The sequence below is a fragment of the Acinetobacter pittii ANC 4050 genome, from assembly GCF_000399685.1.
Lineage (GTDB): Bacteria > Pseudomonadota > Gammaproteobacteria > Pseudomonadales > Moraxellaceae > Acinetobacter > Acinetobacter pittii_E.
Genome location: NZ_KB976987.1, coordinates 1,369,012 through 1,383,995, shown reverse-complemented (window position 1 = coordinate 1,383,995; position 14,984 = coordinate 1,369,012). Strand labels below are relative to the sequence as shown.

General features: G+C 39.6%; 16 protein-coding genes. 10 read left to right on the top strand and 6 right to left on the bottom strand.

Going from position 1 to position 14,984, the window contains the following annotated elements; genetic code table 11:
• The first annotated feature begins 174 nt into the window (after positions 1-174).
• From F931_RS10290 to F931_RS10280, 3 genes are all read left to right on the top strand, one after another.
• On the top strand, positions 175-861 hold the full coding sequence (locus tag F931_RS10290; RefSeq protein WP_016141304.1) for a hydrolase: 687 nt from the start codon (positions 175-177) through the stop codon (positions 859-861).
• Positions 862-970: 109 nt separating this feature from the next.
• Positions 971-2,845 carry an amidohydrolase gene (gene aepA, locus F931_RS10285; protein WP_016141302.1) on the top strand — a complete coding sequence of 625 codons (1,875 nt, stop codon included), beginning with the start codon at positions 971-973 and terminating at the stop codon, positions 2,843-2,845.
• Positions 2,846-2,902: 57 nt separating this feature from the next.
• Positions 2,903-3,064, top strand: coding sequence for a DUF1427 family protein (locus F931_RS10280; RefSeq protein WP_016141301.1), 162 nt, complete (start codon positions 2,903-2,905; stop codon positions 3,062-3,064).
• A gap of 68 nt (positions 3,065-3,132) precedes the next feature.
• On the opposite strand, the gene arsC is transcribed toward F931_RS10280, so the two are convergent.
• Positions 3,133-3,561: an arsenate reductase (glutaredoxin) gene (arsC, locus tag F931_RS10275; RefSeq protein ID WP_016141300.1), complete on the bottom strand. Its 429-nt coding sequence runs from the start codon at positions 3,559-3,561 to the stop codon at positions 3,133-3,135.
• 83 nt (positions 3,562-3,644) lie between these two features.
• Here arsC and F931_RS10270 point away from each other — a divergent pair, with 83 nt between their 5' ends.
• From F931_RS10270 to arsH, 4 genes are read left to right on the top strand one after another with little or no spacing between them, the layout of a single operon-like run.
• Positions 3,645-3,974: a metalloregulator ArsR/SmtB family transcription factor gene (locus F931_RS10270; RefSeq protein WP_016141299.1), complete on the top strand. Its 330-nt coding sequence runs from the start codon at positions 3,645-3,647 to the stop codon at positions 3,972-3,974.
• A gap of 5 nt (positions 3,975-3,979) precedes the next feature.
• Positions 3,980-4,453, top strand: a complete 474-nt coding sequence (locus F931_RS10265) for an arsenate reductase ArsC (protein WP_016141298.1) — start codon at positions 3,980-3,982, stop codon at positions 4,451-4,453.
• Between the two features lie 10 nt (positions 4,454-4,463).
• Entirely contained in the window at positions 4,464-5,510 is a 1,047-nt protein-coding gene (gene arsB, locus F931_RS10260) for an ACR3 family arsenite efflux transporter (protein WP_016141297.1), read from the top strand.
• Complete coding sequence (gene arsH, locus F931_RS10255; RefSeq protein ID WP_016141296.1) at positions 5,497-6,210, top strand: arsenical resistance protein ArsH; 714 nt, start codon at positions 5,497-5,499, stop codon at positions 6,208-6,210. Before arsB ends, arsH begins: the two co-directional genes overlap by 14 nt.
• A gap of 57 nt (positions 6,211-6,267) precedes the next feature.
• Here the strand turns inward: arsH and F931_RS10250 are convergent, their stop codons facing one another.
• Positions 6,268-7,170: a LysR family transcriptional regulator gene (locus tag F931_RS10250; protein ID WP_016141295.1), complete on the bottom strand. Its 903-nt coding sequence runs from the start codon at positions 7,168-7,170 to the stop codon at positions 6,268-6,270.
• Positions 7,171-7,271: 101 nt separating this feature from the next.
• Here F931_RS10250 and F931_RS10245 point away from each other — a divergent pair, with 101 nt between their 5' ends.
• From F931_RS10245 to ahpF, 3 genes are all read left to right on the top strand, one after another.
• Positions 7,272-7,832: a chromate transporter gene (locus F931_RS10245; protein WP_016141294.1), complete on the top strand. Its 561-nt coding sequence runs from the start codon at positions 7,272-7,274 to the stop codon at positions 7,830-7,832.
• Positions 7,832-8,353: a chromate transporter gene (locus F931_RS10240; RefSeq protein ID WP_016141293.1), complete on the top strand. Its 522-nt coding sequence runs from the start codon at positions 7,832-7,834 to the stop codon at positions 8,351-8,353. Before F931_RS10245 ends, F931_RS10240 begins: the two co-directional genes overlap by 1 nt.
• A 181-nt stretch (positions 8,354-8,534) precedes the next feature.
• Positions 8,535-10,100, top strand: coding sequence for an alkyl hydroperoxide reductase subunit F (gene ahpF / locus F931_RS10235; protein WP_016141292.1), 1,566 nt, complete (start codon positions 8,535-8,537; stop codon positions 10,098-10,100).
• Between the two features lie 53 nt (positions 10,101-10,153).
• Here ahpF and F931_RS10230 read toward each other — a convergent pair whose 3' ends face one another.
• From F931_RS10230 to trmJ, 4 genes are all read right to left on the bottom strand, one after another.
• Complete coding sequence (locus F931_RS10230) at positions 10,154-12,160, bottom strand: esterase/lipase family protein (protein ID WP_031945514.1); 2,007 nt, start codon at positions 12,158-12,160, stop codon at positions 10,154-10,156.
• A 115-nt stretch (positions 12,161-12,275) separates the two neighbouring features.
• On the bottom strand, positions 12,276-13,217 hold the full coding sequence (locus tag F931_RS10225) for an ABUW_2363 family tetratricopeptide repeat lipoprotein (RefSeq protein WP_016141290.1): 942 nt from the start codon (positions 13,215-13,217) through the stop codon (positions 12,276-12,278).
• Between the two features lie 105 nt (positions 13,218-13,322).
• The gene (cysE, locus tag F931_RS10220) at positions 13,323-14,141 is read right to left on the bottom strand and encodes a serine O-acetyltransferase (protein ID WP_016141289.1); all 819 of its coding nucleotides are present in this window, start codon (positions 14,139-14,141) and stop codon (positions 13,323-13,325) included.
• Entirely contained in the window at positions 14,134-14,973 is an 840-nt protein-coding gene (gene trmJ, locus F931_RS10215) for an RNA methyltransferase (protein WP_016141288.1), read from the bottom strand. The genes cysE and trmJ overlap by 8 nt, the downstream gene beginning before the upstream one ends.
• Between the last annotated feature and the right edge of the window lie 11 nt (positions 14,974-14,984).

Here is a 14,984-nt window from a genome sequence, read left to right as displayed (position 1 = left end):
ATATATCAATGATTAAACTATAAAAATTAAAAAGCAATCATTGTTTTTATTGTATCCATACAGCATACAGATTCGTGCTGATTTGCTGTCTATGCTTTTACATTTTTATCTGTTTTGATAATAACCAGTAAGCAATTTTAATGCATTACTCATAAGGAATAATGGAGTTTACCCATGAATAAGTCACTTTTAGAACAACTTTCACCAATGAATTGTCAGGTTATTTTTATTGATCATCAGCCGCAAATGGCTTTTGGGGTACAGTCAATAGATCGTCAAGTATTAAAAAATAATACTGTAGGGTTAGCAAAAGCAGCTAAAACATTCAATATTCCTGTCACCATTACCACGGTTGAAACAGAAAGCTTCTCTGGTCATACCTATCCAGAACTTTTAGATGTATTTCCAGATGCACCTTTACTAGAACGTACTTCAATGAATTCATGGGATGACCAAAAGGTACGTGATTCGCTTGCAAAAAATAATCGTAAAAAAGTGATTGTTTCAGGTTTGTGGACTGAAGTGTGCAATAACACCTTTGCTTTCGGTGCCATGCTTGAAGGCGATTATGAAATTTATATGGTGGCAGATGCTTCTGGTGGTACATCGAAAGAAGCACATGAATATGCCATGCAACGTATGATCCAAGCGGGTGTTGTTCCTGTAACTTGGCAACAAGTATTACTCGAATGGCAACGTGATTGGGCACACCGTGATACGTATGATGCAGTTATGGCAATTGTACGTGGGCATTCTGGTGCTTACGGTATGGGTGTGGACTATGCTTATACAATGGTACATAAGGCGCCTGAGCGTACAACATCAAAACATGAAGTACTTGCACCAGTTCCTGCAAAATAAAACAGAACTGATTTAGGTAAAGGCATGTCTAGTATTCAATATTTAAGTGATATTAATACTGATATGTCTTTATTTTTTAGAACGATAATTCACAAGAATGGAGTTCAGAATGACCGAAATAAACCTCATACTCATAAACGGTAAAATTACAACACTAGATCCTCAGAACCCCGAAGTACAAGCAATTGCGATTGCAGATGGTAAAGTCGTACGTACGGGCACAACTGATGAGGTTATGAAGCTCGCAACACCTACAAGCAAAGTCGTAGACTTAAATGGTCGTCGCGTTATACCGGGTCTAAATGACAGTCATCTGCATATTATTCGTGGTGGCTTAAACTACAATATGGAGCTGCGCTGGGAAGGTGTACCATCTGTTGCGGATGCACTACGCTTACTTAAAGAGCAAGCAGATAATACGCCAGCTCCACAATGGGTCCGTGTAGTAGGTGGCTGGACTGAGTTCCAGTTTGCTGAAAAGCGTTTACCGACTTTAGAAGAAATTAACAGAGCAGCGCCAGATACTCCTGTATTCGTTTTACATTTATATGCCAGTGCTTTGTTGAACCGAGCAGCACTTGATGTATTAGGCTTTAATAAAGATACACCGGATCCGCCGGGTGGCAAAATTGTACGAAATGAAAAGGGTGAGCCAACAGGTCTGTTGCTCGCTACTCCATCGGCTATGATTTTATATTCGACCTTAGGTAAAGCGCCGAAATTGCCGGTTGAAGATCAAGTTAATTCAACTCGTCACTTCATGCGTGAATTAAACCGATTAGGCATTACTTCTGCAATTGATGCAGGTGGCGGCGGACAAAACTATCCAGAAGATTATGATGTGATTAAGCAATTACATGATCAAAATCAGATGACCGTTCGAATTGCTTATAACCTATTTGCTCAAAAGGCAGGCCAAGAGCTTGATGATTATCGCCGTTGGACAGAAATGACATTTCCGGGCGATGGTGATGAACTATTTAGAATGAATGGAGCAGGTGAGAACCTGACTTGGTCGGCGGGTGACTTCGAAGACTTCTATGAGCCACGTCCGGATTTACCAGAAAAAATGGAAGGTGAACTTGAAGCCATCGTAGAGCACTTGGCTGAAAAGAAATGGCCATTCCGTATTCATGCAACCTATGATGAAAGTATTAATCGTTTGCTGAATGTATTTGAGCGCGTCAATTCAAAACAGCCATTCGCAACTCGATTTATTATTGACCATGCCGAAACCGTATCTGAGCGCAATATCGAACGTATTGGTGCGTTGGGTGGTGGTATTGCCATTCAACACCGTATGGCATATCAAGGTGAGATTTTCGTAAAACGCTATGGTGCCGAGGCTGCTCAGGCAACGCCACCTGTTAAAAAAATGCTAGAACTCGGTGTGCCTGTGGGTGCGGGCACAGATGCGACCCGTGTTGCATCCTATAACCCTTGGGTTTGTTTGTATTGGCTAAGTACTGGTAAAACAGTCGGTGGTTTGCCACTCTATGATGAAAAAAATCTATTAGACCGTCAGACAGCACTCAAACTCTGGACAAAAGGTTCGGCTTGGTTCTCTGGTGAAAAAGATGTTAAAGGTTCACTCACAGAAGGGGAACTTGCCGACTTGGTTGTGCTGTCCGATGACTACTTCAAAGTTGAAGCAGAAGATATCCAGTGGATTGAGTCTGTACTCACTGTTTTAGGCGGAAAAGTGGTATATGCAGGAGCAGAATTCAAGCAAGATGATCCGCCGTTACCGCCGGCATCACCAACATGGTCGCCAGTAAAACGTTTTGGTGGTCAGTGGCGTTTATCTGAAAACCGTAATGCACCATTCAATCAGTCATTACAGTCACAAAGTGCATTGTGCGCATGCGCCAGCAGTTGTGGCATGCATGGACATAGCCACGCTTGGATGCTTGATGTTCCTGTAAATGATAAGGATAAAACATCTTTCTGGGGCGCACTCGGGTGTTCTTGTTTTGCATTTTAAATAAAACAGTTTGGGAACCTGCTTCGTTAAATGGCTTGCTTCCTTAAGGTATGTACGATGAAAATGTACTTGTTATCTTTGGCTGTAGGGCTACTCGTTGGTGTCTTATATTACGTCTTAAATGTGAAGTCACCAGCTCCGCCTCTTGTTGCATTAGTCGGATTATTAGGAATGGTAGTCGGAGAGCAACTTCTTCCTTTTATTAAGTCCTATTTTTAACCCGTTTCACTCAAAAAAGCTAAATGGTGTTGTGCCATTTAGCTTTTTATATTGATGAATACCTTCAATTATTTTATACGACGGCCTTGCTCATCAATAATGACTTCACCATCTTCTTTTGCGAAATAGCCTAAGTTTTGTGAATCTAAAATGTCGAGCACTACTTCAGAGGGGCGACAAAGTCGTGTGCCTTTGGGTGTAACCACAAATGGACGATTAATTAAAATTGGGTACTGAACCATAAAATCAATTAACTGTTCATCGGTCCAGTGGTCTTGTTCCAGTTCTAAATCTTTATAGGGATCAACATTTTTTCGGATTGCTTCACGTACAGTTAAGTTTGAATCCCTAATAAGTTGAATCAGTTCATCTTTACTGGGTGGTGTTTGCAAATATTCAATAACGATAGGCTCAAACCCCACATGACGAATAAGCGCCAATGTATTGCGTGATGTGCCACATGCTGGGTTATGGTAAATCTTCACTAGTTCCGCCATGATAATTATTCATTGAATTAAGATATTGCATTTATATATGGATATCCGTATATTTGCAATAACGAATATAAGTGGCTGCAAATATGATCACTCAAGTCGATTTCTTTAAATGTCTTTCTGATCAAACTCGGTTAAACATTCTTAAGTTAGTTCTGAGCAAACAAAATATCTGTGTCTGCGAGTTAACAGAACAGCTTGAGTTGAGCCAACCAAAAATTTCCCGACATTTAGCCCTATTACGAACCCATGGCATCCTTCTTGATTCAAGACAGGGGCAATGGGTGTATTACAGCGTTAATCCTGAACTGCCGATCTGGGCAAACAACATTTTGAATATTTTGGCGCAGCAAGATGACGATGCAATGAAACCATTGTCTGGTCAGCTAGGGTCTATTTCTACCTTTTGTGAGTAAAGATCATGAAATTTCTATTTCTATGTACGGGTAATAGTTGCCGTAGTATTTTGTCAGAAGTTTTATTTAACAGCCGCGCACCAGAAGGGTGGAAAGCTTATAGTGCTGGTAGCAAACCTACCGGTCAGGTACATCCGCTAACGATTGAAACACTTAAAAATTTAGGTTTATCTACAGATGGCTTATGGAGTAAAACGATTGATGATTGCGAGCAATATCAACCAGATGTAGTGATTACTGTTTGTGACTCAGCAGCGCAAGAAGCATGCCCATTGTATTTAGGTGGTGCAATTAAAGCACATTGGGGTTTAAGTGACCCATCACATCTCGACTTACCAAAAGAAGAAAAACTCAAAGCGTTCCAAAATACTGTTGATCATATTAACCGCCGTTTAGATGCTTTATTTGCATTAGATGTTGCACATTTGAGCCGTTCGCAACTTATTAATGAAATTAACCAAATCTCGCATATTGATTAAAGAGAATGACATGGCCAAATCTAAGCTATCATTTTTAGATAGAAACCTAACGCTATGGATTTTTATTGCTATGGCTTTAGGTGTAGCCATTGGTGTTTTCTTACCTCAAGCATCAGTGTCTTTAAATCAGCTCAGTATAGATAACGTTAATATTCCAATTGCGATTGGTTTAATTTTAATGATGTATCCGCCTTTGGCAAAAGTAGACTATGCTGCTTTGCCAGAAGTATTTAAAGATAAGAAAACACTCGCTTTGTCTTTAATACAAAACTGGATTATTGCTCCAGTCTTAATGTTTATTCTTGCGATTATTTTTTTACATAGCTATCCAGAATATATGACGGGTCTCATTCTAATTGGGTTAGCACGTTGTATTGCAATGGTCTTGGTTTGGAATGGCTTGGCATGTGGGGATAACCAATACGTTGCAGCTTTGGTTGCCTTTAACAGTATTTTCCAAATTTTATTCTTTAGCACTTATGCATGGCTATTTCTAACTTTTTTACCACCATATTTTGGTGTAGCAGGACAAGTCATTAATGTCGATTTTTGGACTATTACCCATGCTGTATTGGTGTATTTGGGTATTCCATTTTTAATGGGTTTCTTGACTCGTCTAGTTTTAGTTAAGGCAAAAGGTTTGAATTGGTATCAAACCAAGTTTTTACCAAAAATTAGCCCGTTAAGTTTAATTGCCTTACTCTTTACTATTGTCGCCATGTTTAGTTTAAAAGGTGGCGATGTGGTGAGTTTACCTATAGATGTATTGTTAATTGCTGTCCCACTGACGATTTACTTTGTGGTGATGTTCTTTATCAGCTTCTTTATGAGTAAACAGATGGGGAATAACTACCCACGTACGACTGCCATTTCATTTACCGCAGCGGGTAACAATTTTGAGCTCGCTTTAGCAGTGGCAATTGCAACATTTGGTTTAGCTTCTCCGATTGCTTTTACTACAGTAATTGGACCATTGGTTGAAGTTCCGGTTTTAATTTCACTCGTTTCAGTTTCGCTTTGGTTAAAGAAAAAGTATTTTTCACATGAACAGTTCTAATAATGATTTAGCAAATGTAGAGCTAAGCCTTTTGGATAAGCCTACATTCGAAGAAATACAAGCACAGCAGCTTGAACATCCACCCCGTATTTTATTGTTATATGGTTCTAACCGTGAACGCTCTTATAGCCGTTTTGCTGTGCTAACTGCTGGGCGTATCCTTGAATACCTAGGTGCCGAAGTCAAAATTTTTCACCCTAAAGGTTTGCCTTTACCCGAAGATGCCGCAACTGATCATCCAAAAGTACAAGAGTTACATGAACTTTTGGCTTGGTCAGAAGGTATGGTGTGGTGTTCGCCTGAACGTCATGGGGCAATGAGTTCAATTTTAAAAGCTCAAATTGATTGGATTCCTTTAGCTGGCGGAGCAATACGTGCAACACAAGGTAAAACCTTAGCCGTTATGCAAGTCAGCGGTGGTTCACAGTCTTTTAATGCCGTGAATCAAATGCGTATTTTAGGACGTTGGATGCGCATGATTACTATCCCAAATCAGTCTTCTGTTGCTAAAGCTTTTTTAGAGTTTGAGGAAGATGGCAGTATGAAACCATCCTCTTACTTTGACCGAATTGTTGATGTCATGGAAGAACTCTATAAGTTCACTTTATTAACACGTGGGCAAAAACAGTACCTGACTAATCGCTATTCGGAGCGGAAAGAATCGGCAGAAGAGCTATCAAAACGAGTAAATCAAAAATAAAAAGTTTTATCCCAAAAAGTGCTCTAGTTAGAGCACTTTTTATTGAGTGTTTTGAGACTAAGTCATTGTAGGTAATAGTTTTTGTAATAATTCAATAAAGTTTGAAACTTTGGCCGAATTTTCATTTTCTCTGGTAATCAAGTAAATAGGCGCATTCAGTTTTATTGAATGATCAAACTCGCGATAAATAATTTCATGATCCCAAAAATTATGCATTGAGGCTGGCACAATAGTGATGCCAATTCCGGCAGCAACTAAATTTAATGTTGCGGTAGGACGCGGCGCTTCTTGAATAATGCGTGGACTAAAACCTGCCTGATAGCAACTATATAAAATATTGTCATATAAACCTTGCCCAGAAGAGCGACGGTATAAAACAAAATTCTCATCTGATAAGTCACTTAAACTAATTTTCTCTTTTTGCGTAAGAGGATGTCCTATAGGCAATGCAACCACCATCGGCTCATCTAATATATGTAAGTGTTTTAACCCAATATCACGGCTGATCGGTGCTCTTAAAAAAGCAATATCTAGCTTTTCTGAAATTAACCAATCCAGTTGTTTTTGACTGCCTGCTTCTTCAAGTTTAGTTTGTACTCCTGGATATATTTCCCGATATGAACGTAATACTAATGAGATAAGCGGATGTAAGCCAGCTGAACTAGTAAAACCAATATTAAGTTGTCCCGTTTTACCTTGGCTAACATCTTGGACTAATTGGGGTATATGTCTGGCATGTTCTAATAAAAGTTGTGCTTCTTTAAATAAGGCTAAACCTGCTTCTGTCGGTTCAATTCCACGCGGTTGACGAATAAGTAATTGAGTACCGAGTTCTTGTTCAAGTTTTTTGAGTAAACGAGTTAAAGGTGGTTGTTGAATAAACAAACGGTTTGCTGCATGAGTAATATTTCTTTCTTCGACCACTACCACGAAGGCATGAAGCTTATGTAAATCTAACATAGGAATACCTTTAGGGTATGGTTAGTGAAAATAAAAGCATTTGTAGATATATCATAAAAGTATCATTCTATCTTGGTCAGATAAAGTGAAAAGTAACGAAAATGAACCATGTTGAGATTGCTGTGCAGAAGGAGAGCATACCGACCTGCACAGAGTTATTTTTAGGTTTTTTAACATTAGGTTTAATTGGATTTGGTGGTGTATTGCCTTTAGCACGTAAAGTTGTTGTAGAGCAAAGGCAGTGGCTAAGTCCTGAAAAATTCACTGAGTTACTTGGTCTATGCCAATTCCTACCAGGTGGCAATATTATTAATTTATCTGTTGCGATTGGCATGGAATTCCGCGGTGTCCGTGGAGCCGCGAGTGCACTCATTGGCCTCATTTTTGCTCCAACAGTCATTGTCGTACTTCTGCATTATGTCTATGAACAGTTCCAAGATAATTTAATGGTTAAGCATCTTTTCGAAGGGTTAGGTGCAGCAGCAGCAGGGCTTTTGGTCGCAACCGGCTTAAAAATGTTGAAACCATTATTGCGTAACCCAATAGCGATGTGTGTTGTCGTGGCAGCAATTATCAGTATTGCTTTTCTAAAAATCTCCTTGCTTTTGACCATGCTAATTTTGTTGGCTCTTTATTCAACTATTATTTGGAGACGTGTGTAATGGGCGCAGTTCTACTTACTTTAGCGATCATTTTTACTCAGTTGTCTCTTATTGCATTTGGTGGTGGGAATACGATTTTGCCCGAAATGCAACGCCAAGTAGTTGATATTCACCATTGGATGACAGCACAAGAATTTAGTGCTCTGTTTGCTATGGCTCAAGCAGCACCCGGTCCAAATATGATGATTGTACCGTTGGTAGGGTGGCATGTAGCAGGGTTGTCTGGTCTACTCGTGACTTCTATAGCTAAATTTTTACCTTCATCGATTATTACTGTGTTTGTAATGAGAGGTTGGTCAAAATTTAAAGATAAAAAATGGCGCCGTGTTTTACAGCTTGCTTTACAACCTGTCACTGTTGGAACGGTGCTTGCCAGTGCTTGGATTATCTCTGAGGCAGCGGCAATAAATACTTTACTTATTATTATGGTGGTCATTGCAACTTTATTATCTTTAATTAAAAAAGTTCATCCCTTGCATGTCCTGATTGCTGGGGCTGTATTTGGTGTGGTTTTACTCTAGTTTAACCAGTTTGCTGACCTGCGCTGGGATGAGTTCAGGTTGGCTTTTTTTGATTTGAAGTGAATAATAATAAAATCTAAAAAACCGATTGAATATATAAAAACATACTGTTTTACCTATTCTATGTTTTAACGTACTATGCATCTATTGAAAGAATTTGGATGCATTGGAGTAAAAACAGATGTTAGATCAAAACATTAAAACTCAATTAAAAGCTTACTTAGAACGTTTAGAAAGTCCAATCGAATTAGTTGCTGCTTTAGATGAGTCAGATAAAGCTGCTCAAATTAAAGAACTCGTCACTGAAATCGCCGAGCTTTCTGACCATGTCACAGCCCGTTTTGATGGCAACAATACACGTCGTCCAAGCTTTGGTGTGGCTAAAGCAGGTGAACAGCCTCGTGTGTTCTTTGCGGGCTTACCGATGGGTCATGAGTTTACGTCTTTGATCTTGGCACTGTTACAGGTGTCTGGCTATGCACCTAAAGTGTCAGATGAAGTGCTCAACCAGATTAAAGGCTTAAACCTCAAAGCCAACTTTGATGTGTTTGTATCTCTAAGCTGTCATAACTGTCCGGATGTAGTACAGGCGCTTAACCTGATTGCGATTTATAACCCGAACACCACAGCAACCATGATTGACGGTTCATTCTTCCAAGACGAAGTCGAACAACGCAAAATCATGGCTGTACCGATGGTATTCCAAGACAACGAACACATTGGCCAAGGTCGTATGACTCTTGAAGAGATTGTGGCGAAACTTGACACTAACTCAGCTGAAAAAGATGCAGCAGCACTCAATGCTAAAGATGCCTTTGATGTATTGGTGATTGGTGGTGGGCCTGCGGGTGCAACAGCTGCAATCTATGCGGCACGTAAAGGCATTAACACCGGTATCGTGGCTGAACGCTTTGGTGGTCAGGTCATGGATACTATGGACATTGAAAACTTCACCTCTGTGCAAAAGACACAAGGTCCTAAGTTTGCTGCCGAGATGGAAGCCCATGTCCGTGAATATGATGTCGATATCATGAACCTGCAACGTGTGAGCAAAATCACAGGTGCCAACCAAACGATAAACGGTCTGGTTGAAGTTGAACTTGAAAACGGTGCGAAACTTGAATCGAAAACCGTGATCCTTTCTACAGGCGCACGTTGGAGAGAAATGAACGTACCGGGTGAGCAAGAATACCGTACCCGTGGTGTCGCGTACTGCCCACACTGTGATGGTCCATTGTTCAAAGGCAAACGTGTTGCCGTGATTGGTGGCGGTAACTCAGGCGTTGAAGCTGCGATTGACCTTGCAGGGATTGTTGAGCATGTGACTCTGGTTGAGTTCGATACCAAACTTCGTGCAGACCAAGTGTTGCAGAACAAATTGCATAGCTTGCCAAACACAACTGTGATTATGAATGCGTTAAGCACAGAAGTGCTGGGTGATGGCTCACAAGTGACTGGTCTTAAATATAAAGACCGTGCCACTGATGAAGAGCATGTGGTAGAGCTTGCAGGGATCTTTGTACAGATTGGTTTATTGCCAAACACTGACTTCTTGAAAGACAGTGAAGTTGAGTTAACCAACCGTGGTGAGATCATTGTCAATGACCGCAACGAAACCAATGTTCAAGGTGTGTTTGCTGCTGGTGACTGTACGACCGTACCTTACAAGCAAATCATTATTGCCACAGGTGAAGGCGCTAAAGCATCACTCTCTGCGTTTGATTACATCATCCGTTCTGGGCAGTAAAATTTAATACTAAAATGAAAGAGCCAAAGGTTATCCTTTGGCTCTTTTTCTTTTTATGGTTTATATAAACCATGTTCAACTAAATGTTCTCGTAAAATACGACGCAGTTCTAATACAGCTTGTGGTGTAAGCTGGATTGAATGACCACCAGGAAGAACTTTTTCTGACTTTGCTCCGTCTAAGTGAGCACTTTTATAAGGAACGATACCATCGGTAATTACATTTGGATCATCGCTCTTGGTTATATTTCCCATAATTGAATGGAAAACTAAGCCTTGGTGTGGATTAATATCTTTTGTGAGTTCCATAAATTTAGATTGATGACTTAAATCACTTGGTCCATTTTGAATCAAACCATTGTCAATATTACTCAAGAAATCTTTAACATCTAAATTTTCGGTTGTTAGTGAGGTTGCCACAGCTGACAAAAATGCGCCTGGTAAACGAATAATTTTACGCGCTGCCAAGGTAAACCAACGATCTGCATAATCTGTACCTCGATGAGGGGAAGCTAAGAAAATTGCGCGATCAAAATTATTGATTGAATGCATTTGCAATCGTTCAGTAATCATTGGATGTTTTTTAAAGCGATTTTGCTGGCGGATCGTCATTAGCTCTAAGGCTGGTTTAGTAATATCTCCATCACTCACCAGTAAACGGCTAATAATGCCTCCCATGCTATGACCTACAAGAACAGCATCATGGGCGGCAGGGTCGCTTGGGTTTAGCGAACTAAAAGCTTGTTTGAGTAGTGCATAAATTTGGAAACGGCTTTCCAAAATTGGCATGTTAGTTGAATAGAAAACTTGCCAAACTTGATAATTGTCTCTTAATACCGTATCGCCCATAACATCATTGGTGAGCGCAATCCAAGCTTCGGGGCTACTTGCCAAACCATGTACTAATACAATAATTTTCTTATTTGGATTGTATGGTTCAAGCATGTAGAGGTGCGGCATAGTTAAATGCTGATCGCGGTCAATCAGACTTAAATAGGCTGCGACTCCTAGGTTGTTTTCGGCTAACCATAGACCATAAGGCGCTGAAAAGTTAGCAGCTAGAGGATATTGTTTACCAGCTACCTTAATATTATCTGTCCGATATGGGTCATAAACTCGGATTATGAATTCAGGATTATTAATAATTTCTTCAACAGTATTTGCGTGTTTTGGCTCAGCTACAATCGTTGCAGCTAAGTAGCGTGCATGATGAATATTTGGATTCACACCATTTTTATAATTGTATTTAAGGGGATCTAAAATATATTCATTAATATCTTCGCTTCCTGAACTCGGGAAAACAGCCACAAATTCAGATCCAAAGCCATCACGGCGGTTAATAGTTCTTAAACCTGAAAAATTTAAGTTATAACTTGAAATTAATTTTTCTAATTTTTGACCTGTTAACTGTCTATGAAACTCAAAGTCAATTGAGTAAACACTTTTACCAATGTGAATTTGTGGTTCAACCACATTTTTCTTGGGGTGTCTTAAATCATAAACACTGACCATTTTGGCAATTGCTTGATTATAGAAATCGCGAATTTGAACCTGTCTATTATCAAAAATACGGTCATTAGGCTGACGTTTTGTTGAAAAGAGATACGCGTAGCTATAACGAATACTTTTATCTAATAAATTCAATTGCTGGTCTAAGCAGTTATCATAACTATTCTGGATACTCTTTTGTTCTTCTTCAGATTTATGTTTGGTAAATCTACTTACTTTGCAGTCAGAGCTATCTGATAAAGTCATTGCTTTTGCGAGATACATCTCACTTGCAGCCGATAAGAACTGTTCATCTAAAATTTGAGGAAGGTTTTTGAGTTGATTTACACAGGTTTCAGGGGTGTCTGTACAAACTTTAGCTTCCTGACCCGACATAGATAAAACATTCAGGCTTGCTTCGCTGAGTTTATCTTGCGTAAGAATACTATTACGTTCATTTGCAATCGTTACATTTAAAGCTTGCTGTTTAACATTTACGACCTGACATCCACTCAGAATTGAACCGAGTAGCATGACCGTCAGCAGTGTTTTGTTTCTTTTTATTGAAAACATTAGGGTCAAAATATAGTGGCTCAATGGTAGGTAGATCATACAAATTTTAAAGTAATTTTCAAATGATCAAATATAAAAAAGGGCTGTCAAAACAGCCCTTTTTAAATTATTAAACTTACTTTTTAGGTGTTTGAGTAGGAGTAGCAGGAGACATAGCTGGGTTAGTCAAAACTTGCCATACATTCCAACGACCTTGTTTTTCAATTTCTTGAATTAAACGATCAGCAACTTCAGCTTCATCTGGATATTTAACTTTATAATTCTTCAGTGTCTGAATCGCGTTTTTCTTTTGCTCCATCGCAATATAGTTATTGGCTGCAGCTAGATATGCTTCTTGGACATTACCTTTAATGGCTTTGTCTAAATATGGAATGGCTTCACGCTGGCCGCCACCTTCAGATAAACCAAAACCAAACCAGAAATTTGTTTCCGCATCATCTGGATTAATTTTTAAAAGTCTTTGAGCATATTCTAAAGATTTAGTGGTATGAACGGTACCTAAATCAAGGTTACGTGCAAGAACACTTGCTTTAAAAGCACGAAGTAGAATATCAAATGATGCATTTTCATTTGCAGCAAGTGTATCAAGTTGCTGTGTTACTTCTTTAAGCTTACTTTCAAAGCCTTTACGTTCTTGGCGGTCAGTAAAGCGAGGTGGGTAGTGACGTGCTTTACCTTCTACTAACTGTAAGAAGTCATCAATAGACGTTACGTCAATTTCATTCTCACCCGCTAAAACTGCATATTTCATTGAGCGTTGTGAATTATTTACAGTCGGAACAATGAGTTTGTTAACATCGAGAGTAAGCTGTTTGGTCGGATCATCTTGACGATTAACTACCATTTTCGTTACAGGCTGTGCAGCAGCATCTTTTAATGCAACTTCAAATGCCGGTGGCTGATCATAGTTAAAAGGATTTAGTGCATAAAAAGGAGGAGTAAGCTCTGGTTCCTTGAAAACAAAAGGCTCAATTTTTTGTTGTTTTACAGGTGCCATTGTACAAGCGGTTAAACTTGAGGTCGCAAGGAGTATATATGCCAAAGGCTTAAAATTCATAGGATCTTCCGTTCATTTTAGTAAAGTCAGATTTGGTACAGGTAAGTCTAGGAAAAGCTAAACCGACATGCAAGGGTAAGCGTGTTACATTATGAATCAAGAATATTACGTTTTTGATGTCTTGGTTTGAGCACCGCATTCACGACGAACTTCTTCAAGAATTTTTAACTCTTCATCGCTAAAAGGTTGCTGATCCTGACTTTCTTTTTTAAAACTAGGGTCTAGCTCTGATAAACGCTGACATAAATTATTCATACGTGTTTCATTGTGCTGAATACGATCAAGTAAAACTCGCATACCGTCTAAAATAGGGTCTGACTGATCAGCAGCTGTGGTCGCATATGGGGCGAAACCAATACTTTGTGCATAATCACGACGACGTTCTTCATCTTTATCTTTAGTTTTGTCTGCATCTTTATAAATATAGCGAGCAGGGTTGCCTACAGCAGTCACACCGGCAGGAACGGCTTTAGTCACAACGGCATTTGAACCGACTTTTGCACCTTTACCCACCGTAAATGGGCCTAAGATTTTCGCACCCGCACCAACCACCACGCCATCTTCTAAAGTTGGGTGACGTTTGCCGGTCTTCCATGTTGTACCGCCTAAGGTTACTCCATGATAAAGCGTTACATCGTCGCCAATTTCAGCAGTTTCACCAATCACAACACCCATGCCATGATCGATAAAAAAACGCTTACCAATTTTAGCGCCTGGATGAATTTCAATACCTGTTGCAAAACGGCTAAATGAAGAAAGTAGGCGAGCCGCACCTTTACAATCTTTTTGCCATAATTCATGCGCGACACGATGCATCATAATTGCATGAATGCCAGGGTAGGTGGTAAGAACTTCGAGTGTATTGCGTGCAGCAGGATCTCGCGCAAATACAGCCTTTATATCTTCTTTAAGCTGTTTAAGCATTGGGTTGATCCTCCTTGTCAGATAATGCTTTTTTCCTTTTACCACTTGTTAGGGCTTGTACACGACTAAAAATACCGCGAAGTAAATGATATTCCATACGATCTAATTGTATACGACCAAATAAACGACGCAAGCGTAAAGGTAATAAACGTGGATTGTCTGGATCTAAAAATTCAATTTCAGTCAACATTTTTTCTAGATGAGGATAAAACTCTTCCATTTGTTGCTGAGTCACCAATGGTTCATCCCATTGCATGCTTTGACCTTGAACTAATGGCATTTCTTCTGCATCTTGGTCCACGTTTTGTTGTTCTAGAGCAGACATGCGAAGTTCGTAACATACGACTTGAATTGCTTGCGCAACATTTAATACGCCATAGTCCGGATTTACAGGAATGGTTAAATGATAATTGGCCAGTGCTAATTCTTCGTTTGTTAAACCACGATCTTCACGGCCAAAAACAATCGCAATTTGTTGTCCTTGAGCGGTGGCTTTAATGGCTTCTTTAGCTGCAGGTCGTACATCAAGTAGAGGCCAAGGAATGGTGCGGCTACGTGCACTTGTCCCAAACACTAAATGGCAATCTTTAATGGCATCTTCTAAAGTATCTACAATCTCAAGATGTTCAAATAAATCTTGAGCACCAGCAGCGAGCGCTTGTATATCTGGATGCGGGTATGTTTTTGGAGCAACCAGAACTAATTTAATTAGTCCCATTGTTTTCATGGCACGTAAAGCGCTGCCAATATTAGCAGGCAAAGTGGTATTTACCATGACAATACGCACTTGTGCTAACTGTTTTGACACAGTAGTGTGATCAAACGAACTCATAAGATTTCCAG

What these genes read in the sequence shown, in the direction of transcription:
- ahpF (WP_016141292.1), top strand. Translation starts at nt 8,535, where the DNA reads ATGTTAGATCAAAACATTAAAACTCAATTAAAAGCTTACTTAGAACGT.
- F931_RS10250 (WP_016141295.1), bottom strand. Translation starts at nt 7,170, where the DNA reads ATGTTAGATTTACATAAGCTTCATGCCTTCGTGGTAGTGGTCGAAGAA.
- F931_RS10270 (WP_016141299.1), top strand. Translation starts at nt 3,645, where the DNA reads ATGATCACTCAAGTCGATTTCTTTAAATGTCTTTCTGATCAAACTCGG.
- arsH (WP_016141296.1), top strand. Translation starts at nt 5,497, where the DNA reads ATGAACAGTTCTAATAATGATTTAGCAAATGTAGAGCTAAGCCTTTTG.
- arsB (WP_016141297.1), top strand. Translation starts at nt 4,464, where the DNA reads ATGGCCAAATCTAAGCTATCATTTTTAGATAGAAACCTAACGCTATGG.
- F931_RS10265 (WP_016141298.1), top strand. Translation starts at nt 3,980, where the DNA reads ATGAAATTTCTATTTCTATGTACGGGTAATAGTTGCCGTAGTATTTTG.
- F931_RS10225 (WP_016141290.1), bottom strand. Translation starts at nt 13,217, where the DNA reads ATGAATTTTAAGCCTTTGGCATATATACTCCTTGCGACCTCAAGTTTA.
- F931_RS10240 (WP_016141293.1), top strand. Translation starts at nt 7,832, where the DNA reads ATGGGCGCAGTTCTACTTACTTTAGCGATCATTTTTACTCAGTTGTCT.
- F931_RS10280 (WP_016141301.1), top strand. Translation starts at nt 2,903, where the DNA reads ATGAAAATGTACTTGTTATCTTTGGCTGTAGGGCTACTCGTTGGTGTC.
- aepA (WP_016141302.1), top strand. Translation starts at nt 971, where the DNA reads ATGACCGAAATAAACCTCATACTCATAAACGGTAAAATTACAACACTA.
- cysE (WP_016141289.1), bottom strand. Translation starts at nt 14,141, where the DNA reads ATGCTTAAACAGCTTAAAGAAGATATAAAGGCTGTATTTGCGCGAGAT.
- F931_RS10290 (WP_016141304.1), top strand. Translation starts at nt 175, where the DNA reads ATGAATAAGTCACTTTTAGAACAACTTTCACCAATGAATTGTCAGGTT.
- trmJ (WP_016141288.1), bottom strand. Translation starts at nt 14,973, where the DNA reads ATGAGTTCGTTTGATCACACTACTGTGTCAAAACAGTTAGCACAAGTG.
- F931_RS10245 (WP_016141294.1), top strand. Translation starts at nt 7,272, where the DNA reads ATGAACCATGTTGAGATTGCTGTGCAGAAGGAGAGCATACCGACCTGC.
- arsC (WP_016141300.1), bottom strand. Translation starts at nt 3,561, where the DNA reads ATGGCGGAACTAGTGAAGATTTACCATAACCCAGCATGTGGCACATCA.
- F931_RS10230 (WP_031945514.1), bottom strand. Translation starts at nt 12,160, where the DNA reads ATGTTTTCAATAAAAAGAAACAAAACACTGCTGACGGTCATGCTACTC.